18 protein-coding genes are annotated in these 18,436 nt (G+C 75.3%); 5 read left to right on the top strand and 13 right to left on the bottom strand.

The window, feature by feature from the left end; genetic code table 11:
• The first annotated feature begins 117 nt into the window (after positions 1–117).
• The 3 genes from HNR61_RS19310 (at position 118) to HNR61_RS19300 (ending at position 5,244) form a co-directional block, all read left to right on the top strand.
• Entirely contained in the window at positions 118–2,772 is a 2,655-nt protein-coding gene (locus HNR61_RS19310) for a DUF6493 family protein (RefSeq protein ID WP_182844511.1), read from the top strand.
• A gap of 628 nt (positions 2,773–3,400) precedes the next feature.
• Entirely contained in the window at positions 3,401–4,696 is a 1,296-nt protein-coding gene (locus HNR61_RS19305; protein ID WP_182844655.1) for an MFS transporter, read from the top strand.
• A gap of 5 nt (positions 4,697–4,701) precedes the next feature.
• Positions 4,702–5,244 carry a methylated-DNA--[protein]-cysteine S-methyltransferase gene (locus tag HNR61_RS19300; RefSeq protein WP_182844510.1) on the top strand — a complete coding sequence of 181 codons (543 nt, stop codon included), beginning with the start codon at positions 4,702–4,704 and terminating at the stop codon, positions 5,242–5,244.
• 42 nt (positions 5,245–5,286) lie between these two features.
• Here the strand turns inward: HNR61_RS19300 and HNR61_RS19295 are convergent, their stop codons facing one another.
• From HNR61_RS19295 to HNR61_RS19285, 3 genes are all read right to left on the bottom strand, one after another.
• On the bottom strand, positions 5,287–5,571 hold the full coding sequence (locus HNR61_RS19295; protein WP_182844509.1) for a DUF3303 domain-containing protein: 285 nt from the start codon (positions 5,569–5,571) through the stop codon (positions 5,287–5,289).
• A gap of 84 nt (positions 5,572–5,655) precedes the next feature.
• The gene (locus tag HNR61_RS19290) at positions 5,656–6,336 is read right to left on the bottom strand and encodes an ABC transporter ATP-binding protein (protein WP_182844508.1); all 681 of its coding nucleotides are present in this window, start codon (positions 6,334–6,336) and stop codon (positions 5,656–5,658) included.
• Positions 6,333–7,394, bottom strand: coding sequence for an FtsX-like permease family protein (locus HNR61_RS19285; RefSeq protein WP_182844507.1), 1,062 nt, complete (start codon positions 7,392–7,394; stop codon positions 6,333–6,335). The genes HNR61_RS19290 and HNR61_RS19285 overlap by 4 nt, the downstream gene beginning before the upstream one ends.
• A gap of 76 nt (positions 7,395–7,470) precedes the next feature.
• On the opposite strand from HNR61_RS19285, the gene HNR61_RS19280 reads away from it, so the two are divergent.
• Positions 7,471–8,079 (top strand): TetR/AcrR family transcriptional regulator, encoded by a 609-nt coding sequence (locus tag HNR61_RS19280; RefSeq protein ID WP_182844506.1) that lies wholly within the window; start codon positions 7,471–7,473, stop codon positions 8,077–8,079.
• On the opposite strand, the gene HNR61_RS19275 is transcribed toward HNR61_RS19280, so the two are convergent.
• The 7 genes from HNR61_RS19275 to HNR61_RS49965 all read right to left on the bottom strand — a co-directional run bounded on the left by HNR61_RS19275 (position 8,067) and on the right by HNR61_RS49965 (position 15,732).
• Entirely contained in the window at positions 8,067–8,972 is a 906-nt protein-coding gene (locus HNR61_RS19275) for an oxidoreductase (protein WP_182844505.1), read from the bottom strand. The genes HNR61_RS19280 and HNR61_RS19275 overlap by 13 nt on opposite strands.
• A 271-nt stretch (positions 8,973–9,243) precedes the next feature.
• A complete protein-coding gene (locus HNR61_RS19270; protein ID WP_182844504.1) occupies positions 9,244–9,732 on the bottom strand; it encodes a glutathione peroxidase in 489 nt (162 codons plus the stop codon).
• 43 nt (positions 9,733–9,775) lie between these two features.
• On the bottom strand, positions 9,776–9,931 hold the full coding sequence (locus tag HNR61_RS19265) for a hypothetical protein (protein ID WP_182844503.1): 156 nt from the start codon (positions 9,929–9,931) through the stop codon (positions 9,776–9,778).
• A 170-nt stretch (positions 9,932–10,101) separates the two neighbouring features.
• Entirely contained in the window at positions 10,102–10,257 is a 156-nt protein-coding gene (locus HNR61_RS19260) for a hypothetical protein (protein WP_169814015.1), read from the bottom strand.
• 97 nt (positions 10,258–10,354) lie between these two features.
• Positions 10,355–10,651 (bottom strand): hypothetical protein, encoded by a 297-nt coding sequence (locus HNR61_RS19255; RefSeq protein ID WP_182844502.1) that lies wholly within the window; start codon positions 10,649–10,651, stop codon positions 10,355–10,357.
• Positions 10,652–10,753: 102 nt separating this feature from the next.
• Complete coding sequence (locus HNR61_RS19250; RefSeq protein WP_182844501.1) at positions 10,754–11,929, bottom strand: LCP family protein; 1,176 nt, start codon at positions 11,927–11,929, stop codon at positions 10,754–10,756.
• A gap of 146 nt (positions 11,930–12,075) precedes the next feature.
• Positions 12,076–15,732 (bottom strand): AAA family ATPase, encoded by a 3,657-nt coding sequence (locus tag HNR61_RS49965; RefSeq protein ID WP_182844500.1) that lies wholly within the window; start codon positions 15,730–15,732, stop codon positions 12,076–12,078.
• A 236-nt stretch (positions 15,733–15,968) separates the two neighbouring features.
• Between HNR61_RS49965 and HNR61_RS19240 the strand changes: the two genes are divergently transcribed.
• The gene (locus HNR61_RS19240; RefSeq protein ID WP_182844499.1) at positions 15,969–16,313 is read left to right on the top strand and encodes an STAS domain-containing protein; all 345 of its coding nucleotides are present in this window, start codon (positions 15,969–15,971) and stop codon (positions 16,311–16,313) included.
• 93 nt (positions 16,314–16,406) lie between these two features.
• On the opposite strand, the gene HNR61_RS19235 is transcribed toward HNR61_RS19240, so the two are convergent.
• The 3 genes from HNR61_RS19235 to HNR61_RS19220 form a co-directional block, all read right to left on the bottom strand.
• Entirely contained in the window at positions 16,407–17,204 is a 798-nt protein-coding gene (locus tag HNR61_RS19235; RefSeq protein ID WP_182844498.1) for an SGNH/GDSL hydrolase family protein, read from the bottom strand.
• Positions 17,205–17,401: 197 nt separating this feature from the next.
• On the bottom strand, positions 17,402–17,962 hold the full coding sequence (locus HNR61_RS19225) for a GTP-binding protein (RefSeq protein ID WP_182844653.1): 561 nt from the start codon (positions 17,960–17,962) through the stop codon (positions 17,402–17,404).
• A gap of 34 nt (positions 17,963–17,996) precedes the next feature.
• Positions 17,997–18,428, bottom strand: a complete 432-nt coding sequence (locus HNR61_RS19220; RefSeq protein WP_182844497.1) for a DUF742 domain-containing protein — start codon at positions 18,426–18,428, stop codon at positions 17,997–17,999.
• Between the last annotated feature and the right edge of the window lie 8 nt (positions 18,429–18,436).

Genomic DNA, 18,436 nt, shown 5'->3' with positions numbered 1-18,436 from the left:
GTACCCCGCCTCCGGCCGCACCCGAGCACACCCCCGCTCCAGCGAACATCCCCGTCCTGACCTGCGGCGATCGCGCGTCACCGCAGAATGTCGGTATCCGCGCCTACCTTGTGCGGTATGGCGACGACCGTGTGGGGACAGGCCCGGGCACTGCTCGACGGTGCCGACGTGCCCGCCCTGGTCGCGTGGATCGGCGGTCTCGACCGGTCCACCCGGCAGGACGTGGCCCGGGAACTGCCCGGATATCTGCGCGCGGCGCGCGACCCCGCCGACCGGGGCCGCGCGCTGGCGCTGCTGGTGGCGGGGGCGGGCGTGTTCGACGACCCCGAGGAGGCGGCGGACTGGCTGGCCCGGCCCGAGCTGCGGCCGTGGTCGGCCGTGCCCGGCCACGCCGACCTGACCGGCCCGGTCGCGGCGGTCACGGCGTCCCGGCCGCCCGAGTGGCGGACCGAGGTCGCCCACCGCGCCGCCGAACGCCTCCGCGCGACCGACCTGACCTGGCAGGACGCCTCGCTGTGGCACCTGGCCGCCGCGCTGGCCGGCGACACGCCCCCGCTGGGCGACGGCTTCGTCGTGAACTGGGTGGTGTGGGGCGGGCGGCCCGAGCGGCTGGCCGACGACCCGTTCCTGGACGCCCTGCTGCCCCGGATGTTCCGGGTGGAGGGCCTCGGCCGCCGCCTGGTGTGGGACAAGCCGGGCGACGACCGGCAGGCGTCGTGGGCGGACGCGGTGCTCGGCCTGACGCGCTCGGGCCGCCTGGACCGGGGGACGGTCCTGGACCTGTGCCTGGAGCGCTTCCAGCTCGGCGGCCGCCCCCAGGACCTGTACTGGTTCGTGCGGCTGCACGACGCCCTGGAGCCGACCCCCGACGAGACCGCGGCGCGGCTGCGCGCCTACGTGCTGCTGCTGGCCGACGCCCCCGCGCCGGTGGCGGCGGCCGCGTTCCAGCGGGTCCGCCGGATCGACGAGGCCGGGCGCCTGGACGTCGAGCCGTTCGCCGAGGCGGCCGGGCACCTGCTGGCCCGCCCCGAACGCAAGCTGGCGGGCGCGGCGCTGACCTGGGCGGACCGTTCGGCCCGCAAGCGCGACCGGGTGGACGCGACCCTGCTCGCCCTGACCGCGCCGTTCGGCTCCCCCGCCCTGCGCGACCGCGCGGCGAAGGCCGCCGCCAAGCATCTCGCCCTGGCGTCGCAGGAGACCCGCCGCCTCGTCCGGGACGCCGCCGTGGTCCTCCCCGCCGAGCTGCGCGAGCGCCTGACCGCCCCCGAGCCGGAGCCGCCCGCGCCGCCCGCGCCCCCGGCGTACCGGCCGCGCCCCCTGCCCCCACCGCTGACCACGCCCGCCGAGGCGGTGGCGCTCCACCTGTCCGGCGACCGCTCCTGGCCCGCCGCGGAACGGCTGATGGCGGCCCTGGTCGAGCTGTCGTTCCGCGCGCCCGACCGGCTGCGGGAGGCGTTCGTCCGCGCGCTGCCGGGCGCGGGCCGGCCGGGCACGATCACCGCCACGCTGAACATGGGCACCCCCGAGGAGTGGGTGACCTGCGCCGTGCGGGCCGTGCTGTCCCCGGCGCACCGCCAGGACGGCCTCGCCCCGCTCATGCGGTTCCACCGGAAGGCGGCCTGGTACGAGCGCTCCGACGACGAGCCGGTCCCGCACCGCTTCCTGATCTGGCGGATGCGGGAGATCGTCAGCACGATCGGCCGTTCCCCGGTGCTGCTGGCCACCCCCACCGAGTCCGGCGGCCACCTCGACCCCTCCGTCCTGGTCCGCCGGCTGGAACGCCTGGCCGCCGCGGGCGTCGAGCCGGGCCCGGCCGACCTGGTCCAGGCGCTGCTGCGCCTCCCCCGGGGCGCGGCCGCCCCGACCTCCCATCTGACCTCCCGGGCGGCCCGCGCGGTCCGCGCCTGGATGGCGGCGGGCGGCCTGCCCGACCCGGAGGTCACGGTGACCCTGACGGAGGCCGACCGTCCCGTCCCCCTCCTCCCGGCGGGCGCGCCCACCGGCGAGCGCGACGGCCCCCGGCGCCCCCACCGGGGCGGGCCGCCCGACTCCCTGACGGCGACGGTCACGCTGCCGACGGCCGTCCCGCCCGACATGGAACGGCTGTGCTCGATCCAGCACGACGAGCTCTGGCCACGCCCGCCCGCGTCGTTCTTCGGCCCGCACGACTGGTGGCCCGCGGTGCTGCCGTCCCACCGCGAGATCGCCGCCGCCCACCTGCTGCCCCACCTGGTGCGGTGGGGCGAGGGCGACCACGGCCAGGGGGCGACGCTGCGCGGGCTGGCCGGGGCGGACGGCCCCGCGGGCCCCGCGACGGCGACGGCCCTGGTGTTCGGGCTGGGGTCCCGCTCCCCCGAGGTACGCCGGGGCGCGGTCAGGGCGCTGCTGGTCCTGAGCGCCCGCAACCAGCCCCCGCCGGACCTGGGCACGGCCCTGGCCACCCTGGTCGTCCACGACCAGGTCGTCCTCGGCCGCGTCACCGACGCCCTGGCCGAGGTGGCGGCCGAGGGCGCGCACGCCCACGTGTGGGCGGCGGTCCGCGACGCCCTCCCCCACCTGCTGCCGGTCCCCGGCCGCCGGGCCCCCTCCGGCCTGACGGCCCTGCTCACCCTGGCCGTCCGGACGGTCGAGGCCACGGGAGCGACCGGCTCCCTCCCGGAGCTGGACGCCCTGGTCGCCCGCCGCGGGGCCAACCGCCTCACCGCCGAGGCCACCCGCCTGCACCGGGCCCTGACCCTCCGCACGGTCCCCCTGGACATCCGCGTCTCCTAGCGCCGCCACAAAGCCCTGGCCCACGACACTCGCCCAGGAGGCTCGCGCCTCACTGGCCTTGGCGGTGTCCGCGCGTCCCCGTCCGGACGGAACGAACTCGGACGTGGGCGCGCCCCAACGCCCGGCTCTCCTCCAGCCGCATCTCGCCAGGGCCAGCGCTTGACGTGTGATGCCGGTGATCTTCCCTTGCGACCCGCACCGGCGCGTCCCGGTGCGTAATCCCGTTCCCGGCGGGAGGGCCGGGCGGGCGACGCGGATGGACGCGTGAACGTGCTCGTGAGGGATGCGCTCCGGCCGTCCCCCTGTTCCTCCACCGGCTCCTCGCGCATCGCGGGGCTCGCCCGGCGGGCCGGCGTGAGCCGGGGGCATACGCGTCACATCCGCTCGTGCCGTGGAACCGTCCGGGTCGTCAACGTGTCGGGTGAGCCGGGCTCCATGACCCTCGGCGGCCCCTCCGACCGAGGTCAACGCGGTCAGCCGCGGCCCCGCCGTCCGGGTGTCTCCCCCGGCAGGCCCGGGGCCGTCGGCCGGTCTCTGGTCCGGGTGCGGAATAGATACCCCGGTGGAGTATCTTTACCGGGCATAACATGATTGATACGCGCATTCGCTGATGACGGGATGGAATGGGATGACGGTCGTGGACGACAGGCCCCTGGCCTCCGGGGAGCGGCACCCGGCGCAGCGGAGGGTGCTGGCCGTGCTGACCGCCACCCAGGTCCTCGGCGAGGTCGGGGTGGCGACCGGGGTGGCGATCAGCACGCTCGCCGCCGTCACGCTGTCGGGGTCGGAGGCGGTCGGCGGGGTCGCCCAGACCAGCGCGATCACGGGGGCGGCCGTGCTGGCGGTGCCGATGGCCCGGCTGGCCGCGGGCCGGGGGCGGCGGCCGGCGCTCGCGCTGGCGTACGGGAGCGCGGCGCTCGGCGGGACGGTCGCCGCCGTCGCCGCCGCGCTGGAGTTCTGGCCGCTGCTGCTGGCCGGGCTGTTCCTGTTCGGGGGCGGGACGGCGGGCGGCCTCGCGGCCCGGTACGCGGCCACGGACCTGTCGGCCCCCGGCCGCACGGCGCGCGACCTGTCGGTGGTGGTGTGGGCGACCACGATCGGGTCCATCGCCGGGCCCAACCTGGCCGGTCCCGCCGACCGGGTCGCCCGCGGGCTGGGGCTGGCCCCCTGGTCGGGGCCCTTCGCGCTGGCCGCGGCGATGTTCGCGGTCTCGGCGCTGGGGGTGCTGTTCCTGCTGCGGCCCGACCCGCTCCGGGTCGCCCCGGGGAAGGCGGCCGGGACCCGGGCCCCGAAGGGCGGCGGCTGGCGGGAGCTGCGCCGCAACGGGCGGGCGCGGCTCGCCGTCGCCGCCATCGTGGTCAGCCACATGGTGATGGTCGCGGTGATGATCATGACGCCGGTGCACCTGCACCACGGGCACGCCGACCTCACGGTCGTGGGCGTGGTGATCAGCCTGCACATCGCCGGGATGTACGCGTTGTCACCGCTGCCGGGATGGCTGGCCGACCGGTTCGGGCGGGTGCCGGTGCTGCTGGGCGGCATGGCGATGCTGGCGACGGCGGCGGGGCTGGCGGCGATGTCGGGCCCGCACGACGTGGTCCTGCTGTCGGTGGCGCTGACGCTGCTCGGCGTCGGGTGGTCGTTCGGGCTGGTGGGCGGTTCGGCGCTGCTGACCGAGTCGGTGCGGGCCGCCGACCGTCCGGCCGTGCAGGGCCTGTCGGACCTGCTGATGAACGGCGGCGGGGCGCTCGCCGGGATCACCGCGGGCGCGGTCGTCACCGCGCTGTCGTACGCGGCGCTCGGCGTGGTGGCCCTCGCGCTCGTCGCGCCCATGACCCTCGCCCTGCTGCTGTCGCTCCGCAACCGGAACGGCCGCGCCGGTGTCCGTATGAATGACGGGACGCCGGTCGACGGTGAAGGATGAGGGATATGAGCGAGACGGTGGCGTTCGGGTCGGTACGGACCGCCCTCGGGAACATCCTGGTCGGGGTGACCGAGGCCGGGGTCGGGTGGCTGGCGTTCGGTGACGGGCCGGAGGAGCGCGAGCGCGCGGAGGCGGCGTTCCGGCTGCCCGTCGTGACCGATCCGGCGCGCACCGGGCCGGTGCTGGCCCAGATCGCGGACTACTTCGCCGGGAGGCTGACGAGGTTCGAGCTGCCGATCGACTGGCGGCTCACCTCGCGGATCCAGCGGCAGGTCCTCGGAACGCTGTTCGACGGCGTCGGCTACGGCGAGGTCGTCACCTACGGCCAGCTCGGCACGCGCAGCGGCGCGGGCGTCCCGGCGCAGGGCATCGGGCAGGTGATGGGCAGCAACCCCATCCCGCTGATCGTGCCGTGCCACCGGGTCGTGGCGTCCAACGGCCTCGGCGGCTACAGCGGCGGTTCGGGCGTGGAGGTCAAGCGCTGGCTGCTGACCCTGGAGGGGTCGATCCCCGCGACGCTGGACTGGGACCCCGAGCGGGGGCCGTGACCCGCGCGGGCCCGTCCGGGCCGGCGCGGGTCACGGGCCGGCTCAGCGCTGCTTGCGGAACTTCTCGATCATCTGGTCGTACGGCAGCTCGTAGATGGCGTGGACGTCCCAGTTGACCACGTCCATGTACGGCTCCAGGATGTCGGTCAGCTCCTGCGGGTCGTCGGTCTCCACCAGCATGAAGCCCGCACCGCCGCCGGCCAGGTTGTACCAGCCGCGGATCTTCTCGGGGCTGTTCAGCCCCTTGTCGTGCTGGTCGAGCACGCGGGAGCGGACCTCCTCCGCGCGCGCCCCGGGCTGGTACCGGAATCGGCAGTACCACAGCATGATCGGCCTCCTTGCCGTCGTGAGCCGTGGCCCCCTTCTAGCCCCCTCAAAGACCGTTAAACCGGACAAAAGACCCCTTCTCTCTCAGTGACCGTCGCGCAGGAGGCCGTCCTCGATCGAGACGGTGCGGTCGGTCAGGTCGAGGGCCCGCTCGTCATGGGTGGCCAGCAGGACCGCCGCCCCGGTGTCACGGGCGTGGGCGGTCAGCAGCTCGGTCACCGCCCGGCCCCGGGCCCGGTCGAGGCTCGCCGTCGGCTCGTCGGCCAGCAGCACCGGGGCCCTGGTGAACAGGGCCTGGGCCACGCAGGCGCGCTGGCGCTCGCCGCCGGAGAGCCGGTCGGGATAGCGGCCGGCCCTGGCCGCCAGGTCCACCGCCTCCAGCAGGCGCCGGGCCTCGGCGCGGTCGGCCGGGGTCGGGCGGCGGCCGGTCACCACCCGGCGGACCAGCAGGTTCTCCTCGACGGTGAGGTAGGGGATCAACGAGCCCGCCTGGAGGACGTAGGCGACCCGGCGGGCGGCCTCGTCGCGGCGGCCCGTCAGCGGGGCGCCCAGCACCGTCACCTCGCCGGAGGTGGGGCGCAGCAGGCCCCCGGCCACGGCCAGCAGCGTCGTCTTGCCCGAGCCGCTGGGACCGAGGAGCGCGACCGCCTCTCCCCCGCGCAGGGTCAGGTCGACCCCGTGCAGGACCTCGGCCTCGCCGTAGGAGTGGCGGACGCCGCGCAGCACCAGCGGCGCGGCGGGGGCGGCGGTGGGCGCGGCGGTCACGCGTTCCTCCCCAGGGACAGCAGCGGGTCGACGGTGAGCAGGCGGTGCAGGGACGCTGCCGACGCGGCCAGCGCGAGGACCGCCAGCAGCACGGCCGACAGGGCGGCGGCGGAGCCGGGCAGCGAGAACGCCCCGGCGGGCATCGCCGCGCCCGCCCCGAGCACCACCGCGAAGCCCGCCGCGACGCCGAGGACCGTGGTGACGGCGACCTGGAGCAGGTAGGAGCCGACCAGCAGGCGGGCGCGGGCGCCGGTCGCGCGCAGCACCGCCAGGCTCGCCTCCTTCTGCATCGTGAAGATCCAGAAGACGGTGCCGACGAGCAGGGCCGAGACCGCCAGCAGGAAGCCGCGGATCATGGCGATGGTGCCGGTCTCGGCGGCGTAGCCGGGAACGGCGTCGATCGCGGCCCGCCGGGTGACCGCCTCGGTCCCCGCGACGGCGCTCGTGATCGCGGCGGCGGTGGCGCCGGGGTCGCGGTCGGTGTCGACCAGGTAGACGCCCGTCGCCGGGCGGGCCGGCTGGGTGCGCCGCCACACCGGAAGGGGGACCCGCGCCACGGCGGTGTGCTGCACCGAGCCCAGGTCGGCGAAGCCCGCGACCCTCACCCGGACGCCGCCCGGTTGCAGGGTCACCGTCTGGCCGATCCCGGCCTCGGGCGCCAGGGTCCGGTCGAGGACGATCCCGTCGCCGGCCCCATCGGTCCCCGTCAGCGCCACCGGGAACGCGCCGTTCGGGCCCTTGGCCTGCGCCATCGACTGGCCGAGGGGGCGCACGGCCGTCACGCCGGGAACGGCGGCGATCCGCGCGGCGTCGGCGGCGGGCAGCGCGCTGCGCGACAGCACCCGCTCCGCGCCCGCCGAGTAGACCACGACCGCGCCCGGCAGCCGCCGCAGCCCCGACACCCCGGCGTCCCCGAGGCCGACCGCCAGCCCCGTCAGCATGAAGACCAGGAACGCGACCAGCCCCACCAGCGCGGCGGTCAGCCCGAACCGGACGCGGCCGTGGCGGATCTCCCGCCACGCCAGAAACCACACGGCGAACCCCTCTCTTCCCGACATCGCGTAGGCAAAGATACCTACGAAGCGTCGGAAAGCAAAGTTACCGACACCATGTCGGAAAACGTAGAATGGGCGGGTGCCGAGAATCAGCGAACCCACCGTCGCCGAGCACCGCGCCCGCCAACTGAGGACCCTGCTGGACGCCGCCCGCGCCCTGGTCGCCGAGGAGGGCATCGAGGCGCTGTCACTGGCCGCCCTGGCCCGCCGGGTGGGGCTGTCCCGGCCGAGCCTGTACGAGTACTTCCGCTCCAAGGACGACCTGGTCGCCGCGATCGTCGAGGAGGAGCTGCCCCGCTGGGCCGCCCACGTCGAACGCGCCCTGGCCGGCCCGCCCGACCTGGTCGCCAAGGTGGACGCCTACATCCGCGCCCAGCTGGAGGTCATGACCGACGGGCGGCACGCGGCGGCCGTCCAGCTCGTCGAGCACGCCCTGGCCGAGCCCGCCCGCGAGCGCATCCGCGACGGCCACGCGCAGCTCCTGCGCCCCCTGGTCGCCGCGCTCGCCGACAGCGGCGTCCCCGAACCCGAGCTGCGCGCCGAGCTCATCCAGGGCATCGTGGAGGCGGCCGCCGACGCCGCCCAGCGCCGCGCCGACCGCGCCGCGGCCGTCGTCGAGGCGGCCGTCGCGCAGGCCGTCCACGGCCTGGCGGCGCCCGATCCCGGCCCGCGGGATCAGGACTCGTAGACCACGCCCGTCAGGTCCTCCGACACCCGCCACAGGCGCTCGGCCAGGCCCCGGCGGCCCGCACGCGGCGGCGCCGCCACCTTCACCGGCGCGCCCCGGTACTGGAACCCGCGCGGGCCGTACAGCGCGCCGCCCTCGGCGTCCGGCGCGGTCGCCGCGTACAGGGTCGGCAGGGCGCCCATCGCCGCCGACTGCGCCACGAGCGTGTTGGCGTAGGTCATCAGCCGCTCCTCCAGGCGGCGGCCCGTCATCCTCGCGCCCGCGGCCTGGAGGTTGGTGCTGGCGTAACCGGGGTGGGCGGCGTTGCCCAGCAGGTCGGCGTAGCGGCGGTCGAGCTCCCTGGCGAACAGGATGTTCGCCAGCTTCGACTGCGCGTACGCCAGCCACTTGTTGTAGCGGCGCTCCCCCTGGAGGTCGTCCCAGCGGACGGCGCCCGCCCACGCGAAACCGCTGGTCACCGTGGTCACGCGGGGAGAGCCCGCGGCGCGCAGCGCGGGCAGCAGCAGGCCCGTGAGCGCGAAGTGGCCGAGATGGTTGGTGCCGAACTGCGTCTCGAAGCCGTCGGCGGTGGTGCGGCGCGGCAGGGCCATCACCCCGGCGTTGTTGACCAGCAGGTCCAGCGGCTCGTCACCGTGGCGCTTGGCGAACGCCCGCACCGAGGACAGGTCGGCCAGGTCCAGCGAGCCGAGGACGGCGTCGGCGTCGGGGGCGGCGGCGCGGATCCGGTCGAGGGCCGCCCGCCCGCGTTCGGCGGAGCGGCAGGCCAGCACGACGGAGGCGCCGCGCCGGGCGAGGCCGAGCGCCGTGTGGTAGCCGAGGCCGCTGTTGGCCCCGGTGACGATCGCCCGCCGACCGGACAGGTCCGGGATGTCGGCCGCGCTCCATCCGCCCATGGCGCACCTCCCACGTCATGCCGCCGACCCCAAGCTAGACGTGCCGTCGAATAGCGACAACCGATCCCCGGCGATGTGTCCGACGACACAGTCCCGCCGGGAGTGGGGGGCGAGCATGGGGGAACGCGGAGACCACACGACCTGTCCCGACGAGCCGTCCCGTGTGCGCGCCGCCCGCGAAGGACTCCGCCCGGCGAGCCGGGCGGAGCGCCTCGCCCACGGCGCCCTCCGCGCCGGGTGTCGGGGGTGTCAGGCGGGCCTCAGGCAGGCCTCAGGCGGGGAGGTGCTTCTCGATCGCGGCCACGACCTCGTCGGAATCGGGCCCGGCCTGCGGCGCGAAGCGCGCGACGACCGTGCCGTCCGGCGCGACCAGGAACTTCTCGAAGTTCCAGCGGATGTCGCCGGTGTGACCCCCGGCATCGGGGACGTCGACCAGCTCGCGGTACAGGGGGTGCCGTCCCTCCCCGTTGACCTCGACCTTCTCGGTCAGCGGGAAGGTCACGCCGTAGGTGGTCGAGCAGAACGCCTCGATCTCCTCAGGCGTGCCCGGCTCCTGCCCCAGGAACTGGTTGCAGGGGACGCCGAGCACGGTGAAACCGCGTTCGGCGTAGCGCTCCTGGAGCCGCTCCAGGCCCGTGTACTGGGGCGTCAGGCCGCACTTGGAGGCGACGTTGACGACGAGCACGGCCTTGCCCCGGTACCGCGCGAGGTCCGCGGAACCGCCGCGCAGACCACCGATCTCCACATCGAAGACAGACATGCGGCCGATCCTAGGCGGCGGGCGCGCGTCCTCCCGCCCGGCGTCAGGTGCCGAGCGTGTTCACGAAGGTGGCGAGCTGCTCCCCCGCCCTGCCGAGCTGGTCGAACGCGTTGTTCACCACCCCGGCCGCGGCTCTCGGGGAGGTGAGAAGGTAGAAGATGACGAAGGCGATGGCCACATAGCGGAGGTTCTTCTTCATCCGAACGCCGTCCCTGTTGTAGCGCAGCGACACAACACTGACCCGATCAGATTGTGCCCATCTGCTCCGACCCGCAAAGCGGGATTTTACTGTGACGGCGCGGCAAGCGGATGGTGCCCGGCGCGCGAAGAAGCCCCGCACCCAAGGGGCACGGGGCGGTCACGGAGCCGTCAGGGAATGGCGCTCACGAACTGTGACAGCGACTCGGCGGCGCCGCCGAGACCCCCCAACGCGCTGTTGACCAGGTTGGCCGCGCCCTCGGGGCGGCTGATGACGTACCAGGCGACGAAGGCGATGGCGCCCAGCTTCAGGTGCTTCTTGTTCACGGTCCCCCACCCTATGCAGTCAGTTGCCTACGCAGGGTAGTTCCCCGAGTGACGGCGATCACATACCAACGCGGGGTAAAAAGGCCGTGTCCGCGTCTCAGCCGGCGTCGCCGCGCCGCGTGAGGTAGTCGATGTAGAGGGGGCGCAGCGCCTCGCCGAGCTCCCCCTCGTCGGCGTGGGCGAACTCGTCCAGCAGCGACAGGCCGTGCAGCATGTCGAACTTCGCGCGGTCGACCTCCCCGAGCGCCGCGGCGGCGGCCGGGATGGCGCGCAGCAGCTCCCACAGGAACCCGACGTCGCGCCGGGCCTTGGCCAGCGCCAGGGCGCGGTCGTGGAGGTCCTTCGTCGACAGGGCGTCCAGGTCGGCACCCGCACCAGGCGTCACATCCGTCATGCGACGACTGTAACCGGCGCCCGCGGCCCGTTCGCGGACCGCCTCGGCGACGGGCCGCGACCGCCATCGGTCACGCGGTCACGCCGTCATCTGGTCACGACGTCACTTGGTCACGACGTCGGCGGGCACCCGCTGGTCGCTGCGGAGCGCCTCGAACAGCCGTCCCGCCCGGTTCCGGTCCCAGGTGATGTAGGCGCCGACGCCGGGCGCCGAGCCGTTGCCGCCGATCGGGACGGTCGTGGTGACGCCGTCGCCGCCGGTGACGCCGCGCATCGCCCACATCATCCGCACCAGGTCGTACAGGTGGTCGTCCTCGTCGACGGTGAAGTTCTCGGTGGCGTTGAGCGCCAGCGGGACGCTGCGGAACGGGTTGAACATCACCGAGGGGCTGGTGGCGCGCTTCATCAGCGCCCCGAAGAACTGCCGCTGCCGCTGCACCCGGTCCAGGTCGGCGCGGGCCGAGGCGCGGGTGCGGACGTAGCCGAGGGCCTTGGCGCCGTCGAGCTCCTGGCAGCCGGGCTGGAGGTTCAGTCCCGCCTTGGGGTCGCGCATCGGCTCCTTGACGCACATCTCCACGCCGCCGATCGCGTCGACGACGCCGACGAACCCGCCGAACCCGATCTCGGCGTAGTGGTCGATCCGCACGCCGGTGGCCTTCTCGACGGTCTGCACCAGCAGCCTGGGACCGCCGAACGCGAACGCCGCGTTGAGCTTGTTGCTGCCGCGGCCGGGGATCGGGACGTAGGAGTCGCGCGGCAGGCTGACCAGCGTGGTGCCGCCCGCGCCGTAGTGCAGCAGCATCATCGAGTCGGTCCGGCGGCCCTCGGCGCGGCCGGTCGCCATCCGCCTGCGGTCGGCCCGGCTGAGGCCCGCGCGGCTGTCGGAGCCGACGATCAGCCAGTTGGTGCCGGGGGTGTCCGCGACGCGGCCCGCGTAGTCCTGGAGCACCGCCTCGCGCTTCAGCCGGGAGTCCAGGTAGAAGTAGCCGCCGACGCCGACCAGCAGCACCACGGCCACGAGCCCGGCCAGGACCTTCGGCCAGCGGCGGCCCCGCCGGACCGGCGGGCGCCGCCGCCGTCCGCCGTCGTGGTCGTCGTAGGAGGCGTAGGGGTCCCGGTCGTAGGGGTCGTGCCCCTGCGCCTCGTAACCGTGCGCCTCGTAACCGTGCGTCTCGTGGTCGTAGGGGTCGCGGCCGCGCGCGGCGCCGTAGCCCCGCAGCTGGTCCCCGTCATGGGCATAGGGGTCTTCAGCGGGTACGGGAGCGGGCCTGCGCGCCACGGGTCGTCCTTCCTGTACTCGGCCCGGGCGGGCCGACTGCGTGTCCGTCCCGTAGACCTTAGACAAAAGGGGGCGGTGTTCGCGTCCATCCCGCGCATGACGCCGCCGCCCCCGGCGTCACCGCGGCGGCGGAGGGCGCCCGCCCGTCAGATGTAGCCGAAGCCGATGCGCGCCGGCCGGTCCGGGGCCGGCGGCAGGTCCTCGGGGCGCAGCAGGCACACCTCGGCCGCGGTGATCGTCTCGGGGGCCGTGTCGGCGGCGGCGGTGAGCCGCCGCCCCTGCCGGGAGATGGTCTCCTCCAGCAGGTTGCGGACCAGGCGGGCGTTGCCGAACGACTCGTCGCGCGGCTCGGCCGCCAGCCGCCGCGCCACCGCCTCCAGCACCCCGTCGGCCAGCGCGAACCCGTGGCCGGTGGCCATGTGCGCGAAGATCTCGACCAGCTCCTCGTCGGTGTAGTCGGGGAAGTGGATCCGCTTGGGGAACCGGGCGGCCAGGCCGGGGTTGGAGCGCAGGAACGCCTCCATCGGCCGGTCGTACCCGGCGACGATCACCACCAGGTCGGCGCGGTGCTCCTCCATCAGGGCGATCAGCTCGGCGACCGCCTCGTGGCCGAAGTCGCGCTGGTCGCCGCCGCCCATGGTGAGCGCGTACGCCTCGTCGATGAACAGCACCCCGCCGAGGGCGCGTTCGACGGCGGCGCGCACGCGCGGGGCGGTCTGCCCGACGTACTCGGCGACCAGCGCGGCGCGGGTCACCTCGACCAGGTGGCCCGACGACAGCAGGCCGAGGTCGGCGTAGACCTCGGCGACGAGCCGCGCGACGGTGGTCTTGGCGGTGCCGGGGTTGCCGGTGAACACCATGTGCCGGGCGGGCTGCGGGACCGGCTGCCCGGCCTCGCGGCGCAGCTCGCCGGAGCGGGCGTCGGCGACCAGGCCCGCGACCTCGGACTTGACCGCCGCCAGCCCCACCAGCCGGTCGATCTCGGTGAGCGGGTCGCCGGGGCCCCGGCCGGTCTCGCGGTCGGGGACCAGGGAGTCGGGGACGTCGGCGGGCAGGATCTCGTCGAGGCGCTCGGTCTCGTCGACCACGCCGTCGGCCAGCACCCGGCGGCCCTGCAACGCCACCGCCCACTCCAGCAGGTTCGCCGCCAGGCGGGCGTTGGCGAAGCCGGGCCCGCGCGGCGCGGCCCGCAGCAGCGCCGCGACCTTCTCCGCGACGCCGTCGGCCAGCGTGAACCCCGACGCGGCGGCGCGCCGCTGGAACACCTCCGCCAGCTCGGCGTCGGTGAGGTCCGGGAAGTGGAGCGTCAGGGGGACGTGCGCGGCCAGCTCGGGGTTGGCGCGCAGCAGGCCGTTCAGCCCGTCCTCCGGCCCGGTCAGCACGATCACCAGGTCCTCGGGGTCGCTCTGCGCGGCGGCGACCAGCGCGTCCAGGGACTCGCGGCCGTAGGGGGCGTCGGGCGCGGCGAGGGTGTGCGGGTCGCGGACCACCAGCACGCCGCCCTGGGCGCGGCCGAGGGCCCGCCGCACCCGCATCGCGCCCTCGCCGGGCAGGTCGCCGAGCAGGTCGGCGCGCTCCACCTCGACCAGGTGGCCCGACGACAGCACGCCGAGGCCCGCGTAGACGCGGCCGAGGATCCCGGCGACGGTGCGGCGGCCGGTGCCGGGGTTCCCGGCGAACGCCAGGTGCCGGGGCCGCGCCCCGGCGCGCATCCCCGCCTCGCGGCGCAGGTGGACGGCGCGGGCCTCGGCGACCAGGGCGTGGATCTCGCGTTTGACCGGCGCGATGCCGACGCAGGCGTCCAGGTCGGCCAGGGGGTCGCCGGTGGCGTGGCCGGGCAGCAGCCGGTGCGGCAGGTCCGCCTCGGTGATCGTCGGCGCGTCGTCGCCGGTGTCGGGGTCGGCGGCGGGGTCGGCGGCGGGGTCGGTGGCGCTCCCCCGGGCCAGGGCGCGTTCGACGGCGACGCCCGCGCACTGGGCGGCCAGGTGCTCGGCCAGCCGCGCGCCGCGCAGGTTCCGCAGCGCGGGGGTGCGGGCCAGCAGCGCCCCGGCGGCGCGCGCGGCCCCGGCGGTGACGTCCACGCCGCGGTCGGCCGCCGCGCGGCGGAACAGCTCCGCGTGGTCGGCCTCGGTGAAGTCGCGGGTGTGGGCCACCTCGAACGCGCGCACCAGCGCCGGGTTGACGTCGAACAGCCGCCGGTCGCCGTCGGCGTGGCACAGCGCGACCACGTCGAGGCCGGGCGACCGGGCCATCAGCCGCCGCAGCTCCTCCACGGCCGCCAGGCCGCAGCGCTCGTGGGCGGCCAGGCGCTCCAGGTCGTCGACCACCAGCAGCAGGCGGCCCTCGACGCAGTCGCGGACGCGCGCCTGGAGCCACAGGACCGCGTCGCTGACGCCGAGCGAGGCGAACACCTGGTCGGAGATCCACAGCGCGTCGCGGATCGCGCCGCGTTCGACCAGCACGCGCTCGGCGAGCCGGACGGCGGTGCCCCGGCCGGTGCCCTCGGGCCCGGCGACCAGCAGCCGCAGCGGGCGCAGCCCGGCCAGCCGCGCGCCCAGGCCGTCCTGGAGCGCCCGGGTCAGCTCCGGCTGCCCGACCAGGGGCTCGCCCTCGGCCTCGCCCTCGACGGTGGGCTCAGCGGGGGGCTCGGCGGGGGTGACGGGCTCGGCGGCGGTTTCGGCGGGGGGCTCGGCGGGGCGGCGGGCGGCCATCCGCTCGACGATCGGGTTGACGACGCGGCGGCCCGCGAACAGCCGCCGCAGGTCCGTCTGGAACGCCCGGATCGGCACCAGGCAGCGCGGGCTGGCCGCCGGGTCGGGCAGCCCCTGCGCCGCGCCGGTCACGCGCACCGCCATGTCGAGCCAGGCGCGGCAGGCGTCGGCCTCCCCCGCCACCAGGCCGCGCGCCAGCCAGGCGCGTACCTCCTGCTGCCAGGGCTCCACCGCGAAATCGTCGCGCAGCGCGCGCAGGCGCTCGGTGAGGGCCTGGTGGCCGTCGGCGCCGAGCGGGACCGCCAGCTCGGCCGGGGCGGTCCGCACCTCGGCGGCCAGCAGCAGCCGGGCCAGCGCGTCGGGGAGGCGGTCGCCCTCCCCGACGGCGGCGACGAGGCGACCGTGCGCGGCGGTCAGCCCCGCGACCGCCCAGTCCAGGTAGCCGACCGGGCCGGACAGCTCCGGCAGCAGCGCCAGCTCCTCGTCGGTCAGCCCGGCGGCCCAGAGCTCGTCCAGGCGGTCCGGCGGGGCGGTCAGGTCCTGCTCGCGCAGCGCCGGGTCGGCGGCCCGCCGGTCGAACAGCCCGGCCAGCGCCCGCCGCCGCGCCGCCACCGGCTCCAGCCCCTCGAACACCTCCAGCCCGTCGCGGGCCAGCTCGTACATCACCGCGCGGCGTTCGGGGTCGTCCCCGGCGGGCTCGGGCAGCCACAGCCCCGGCGGGCGCCACCGGCCGCCCTGGGTGAACCAGGCGAACGGGTCGCGCACCGCCCGTTCCGGGGCGGCCAGGAAGTCGCCCAGCACCTCGTAGTCCACGTCGCCGCGCGATCCCGCCCGCACCGCCGACGCGCCCAGCAGGAACGTCAGCAGCGACCACTGCTCGGCTCCGGTCACGGAGGTGTCGGGACCGTAGAAGTCGCTGAGCCGCCGGGAGAGCACGGCCGCGCGCGGGTCGGCGTTGAACGCCACCGCGCGCTCCCGCATCCGCTCGTACAGCCCGTCCGGAACGCGCCAGGGCCCGAACGCGTAGACGTCCAGCACGGGCTCGTCGGTCAGCAGCAGTTCCAGATGGTCCGGCAACCGGGGCGCGCTCACCAGCGAGGGTCCTTGTCGTCAGGGGAACGGGTACCTGAGGAGCACCCTACGGCGCGGGCCGATCACGCACATCCCTTCCGGCCCGTCCGGCCCGGCGCGCCGGGAAAAACCTCGATGGAACGCTCCGGTGGGCCGGTACCGCTTGGCAGGGCGGGGACCGTCCGCGATAGTTGCCATATGGAAAGCTTTCGCCGGGGCTCCGGCGAGAGCACCCGGAACGGAGGGGGAACCACCCCGTGCTTCCACTGGAGATCACCGCGCGTCGGCACGGTGAGCGCACGCTCGTGAGCCTGCGCGGCGAGCTGGATCTCGCCAACGCCGACGACCTCCGGAAACGGCTGCGCGCCGCCCGCGCCGCCCACGGAGACCATGTGGTGCTCGACCTGGCCGACCTGGAGTTCATGGACTCCCAGGGACTGTCGGTCCTGGTCAACTGCTACAAGGCCGTCACCGCCGCCGGTGGCAGCCTCACGCTCGCCGGTCCCCGGCCCATCGTCCGCCGCACCCTGGAGATCACCGGGCTGCACCGCCGCATGAGGATCGTCCGCTCCCTGGAGGAGGCGCTGCCCCCGGCCCGCTGAACGCGCGCGGCCCCCGGTCGCCGCGCCCCTGACCGCCGTCCCCGCCGCGCCCCCGCGGCACGCCCGCCGCGGGGGACGGCGTCCGGCCTGCGGTCACAGCGGCAGCGGGGTCGGGCGCTTGGGCTCGCGGCCGTCGCCGGAGGAACGGCCCCGCACCCGGCGGCCGACCCAGGGCAGGAAGTAGGTCCGCGCCCAGTGGACGTCCTCGCGGCGCATCGTCAGCCAGTCCGCCGCCTCCAGCGGGGGCCACGGCTCCCGCCAGTCGCCCGCCGCCTGCGCGCCGACCACCTCGGCCACCCGCAGCGCCAGCCGCCGGTGCCCCTCCGACGACAGGTGCAGCCGGTCCTCGTGCCAGGCGCGCGGGTCCTTGAACACCGACATCATCGACCACAGGTCCACCACGTCGCAGCCGCGCCGGTCGGCGATGGCCCGCAGGTGCATGTTGTAGGTGGCGGCCCGGCCGCGGATGCGGTGTCCCGAACGCAGGTTGCGGGTGTCGAAGCCGGTGAACAGCACCACCCGCGCGCCGGTGGCGCGCAGCCGCCGCACCGCGTCGTCGAACTCCACGGCGAGGGCGTCGGGGTCGGAGCCGGGACGGATGATGTCGTTGCCGCCCCCGCAGAACGTCACCAGGTCGGGGGCCAGCTCCACGGCCTTCGGCACCTGGTCCTCGACGATCTGGCGCAGCAGCTTGCCGCGCACCGCGAGGTTCGCGTACCGCAGGCCGGAATGGCGGGCGGCCAGGTGCTCGGCCAGCCGGTCCGCCCAGCCCCGGTACACGTCGTCCCGGCCGGGGTAGGGGTCGTTCATGCCCTCGGTGAAGCTGTCGCCGAGGGCGACGTAGGTGCCGATCCGCCCGGCGGCCGGAGTCCCGTTCTGAGTCTCGGCCATCGCGTTTCCCGGAAGAGAACTCTGCTCGATCACGACGAATTATCATGCATCGTGCACACATCCCTACGCGACCGTAGGGACGCCGGATCGGGCCGGATGTGACGCGCGGAACGTCCCTGGGGGCCCGTCGGTGACGGTCGGGTCACCGACGGAGCTCCTCGCGCGTCGGACCGGGGTCGTGTGAGACCGGGGGTGTGTCAGACCGGGGCGTGCCCGCCCGCCATGTGCATCTGCATGGCGTGCTTGACCAGCGTGATCAGTACCGCCTTGGTCGACTCGCGGCTGCGCGCGTCGCACTCGACGATCGGCACGTGCGCGCTGATCGACAGCGCCTCGCGGATGTCCTCGACGTTGTACTGGAACTCGCCGTGGAAGCCGTTGACGCCGACCACGAACGGCAGGCCCAGTTCCTCGAAGTAGTCGACGGCCGCGAAGCAGTCGGCCAGCCGCCGGGTGTCGACCAGCACGACCGCGCCGATGGCGCCCTTGACCAGGTCGTCCCACATGAACCAGAAGCGGTGCTGGCCCGGGGTGCCGAACAGGTACAGGATCAGCTCGCTGTCCAGCGACACGCGGCCGAAGTCCATCGCGACGGTGGTGGTCGTCTTGTCCGGCACCGCCGACAGGTCGTCGACCTCGGCGCTGGCCGCGGTCATGACCGCCTCGGTGGTCAGCGGCATGATCTCCGAGACCGATCCGACGAAGGTGGTCTTGCCGACGCCGAACCCGCCGCCCACCACGATCTTGACCGATGTCAGCTCACCGTCGGTGCCGCCGGGGCCGGTGCCCCGGTCAGAGGTTGCGAAGTCCAACGAGAACCCTTTCCAGCAGGCGGAGATCCGGCTGCGTTCCGGCGGGACGCGACTGGTGCAGCCGCAGCAGTCCCTCGAGCGCCATGTCGGCGATCAGCACGCGGGCCACGCCGAGCGGCAGCTTCAGCAGCGCCGACACCTCGGCCACCGACCGCGCCGAACGGCACAGGTCCATGATCGCCCGGTACTCGGGCGTCAACATCGCCACGTCGCGCGGCGGGTGCGGCGCGGCCGACACCAGCGCCTCGATCGCCAGGTCGTACCGTGGTTTGGTCCGTCCTCCGGTGACGGCGTAGGGCCGCACCAGGGAACTGGAGTCTTCCTCGGGCACAGGCTGCCGGGCGGGCGGCGTGTCGTACCCCCAGGGGGGATTGCCGCCCGGACCGGCACCGTAGGGACCGCCTCGATCCATCTCGCCGA

It is taken from the genome of Actinomadura kijaniata, assembly GCF_014138665.1.
Classification (GTDB): domain Bacteria; phylum Actinomycetota; class Actinomycetes; order Streptosporangiales; family Streptosporangiaceae; genus Spirillospora; species Spirillospora kijaniata.
Note: the sequence above shows the minus strand (reverse complement) of the source record. Positions and strands in the feature narration are given on the sequence as shown.

Coding starts and splice junctions, on each gene's coding strand:
- HNR61_RS19300 (WP_182844510.1), top strand. CDS start 4,702: ATGAGCGAGACGGTGGCGTTCGGGTCGGTACGGACCGCCCTCGGGAAC.
- HNR61_RS19235 (WP_182844498.1), bottom strand. CDS start 17,204: ATGGCCGAGACTCAGAACGGGACTCCGGCCGCCGGGCGGATCGGCACC.
- HNR61_RS19275 (WP_182844505.1), bottom strand. CDS start 8,972: ATGGGCGGATGGAGCGCGGCCGACATCCCGGACCTGTCCGGTCGGCGG.
- HNR61_RS19310 (WP_182844511.1), top strand. CDS start 118: ATGGCGACGACCGTGTGGGGACAGGCCCGGGCACTGCTCGACGGTGCC.
- HNR61_RS19305 (WP_182844655.1), top strand. CDS start 3,401: ATGACGGTCGTGGACGACAGGCCCCTGGCCTCCGGGGAGCGGCACCCG.
- HNR61_RS19220 (WP_182844497.1), bottom strand. CDS start 18,428: ATGGATCGAGGCGGTCCCTACGGTGCCGGTCCGGGCGGCAATCCCCCC.
- HNR61_RS19255 (WP_182844502.1), bottom strand. CDS start 10,651: ATGACGGATGTGACGCCTGGTGCGGGTGCCGACCTGGACGCCCTGTCG.
- HNR61_RS19285 (WP_182844507.1), bottom strand. CDS start 7,394: ATGTCGGGAAGAGAGGGGTTCGCCGTGTGGTTTCTGGCGTGGCGGGAG.
- HNR61_RS19270 (WP_182844504.1), bottom strand. CDS start 9,732: ATGTCTGTCTTCGATGTGGAGATCGGTGGTCTGCGCGGCGGTTCCGCG.
- HNR61_RS19265 (WP_182844503.1), bottom strand. CDS start 9,931: ATGAAGAAGAACCTCCGCTATGTGGCCATCGCCTTCGTCATCTTCTAC.
- HNR61_RS19295 (WP_182844509.1), bottom strand. CDS start 5,571: ATGCTGTGGTACTGCCGATTCCGGTACCAGCCCGGGGCGCGCGCGGAG.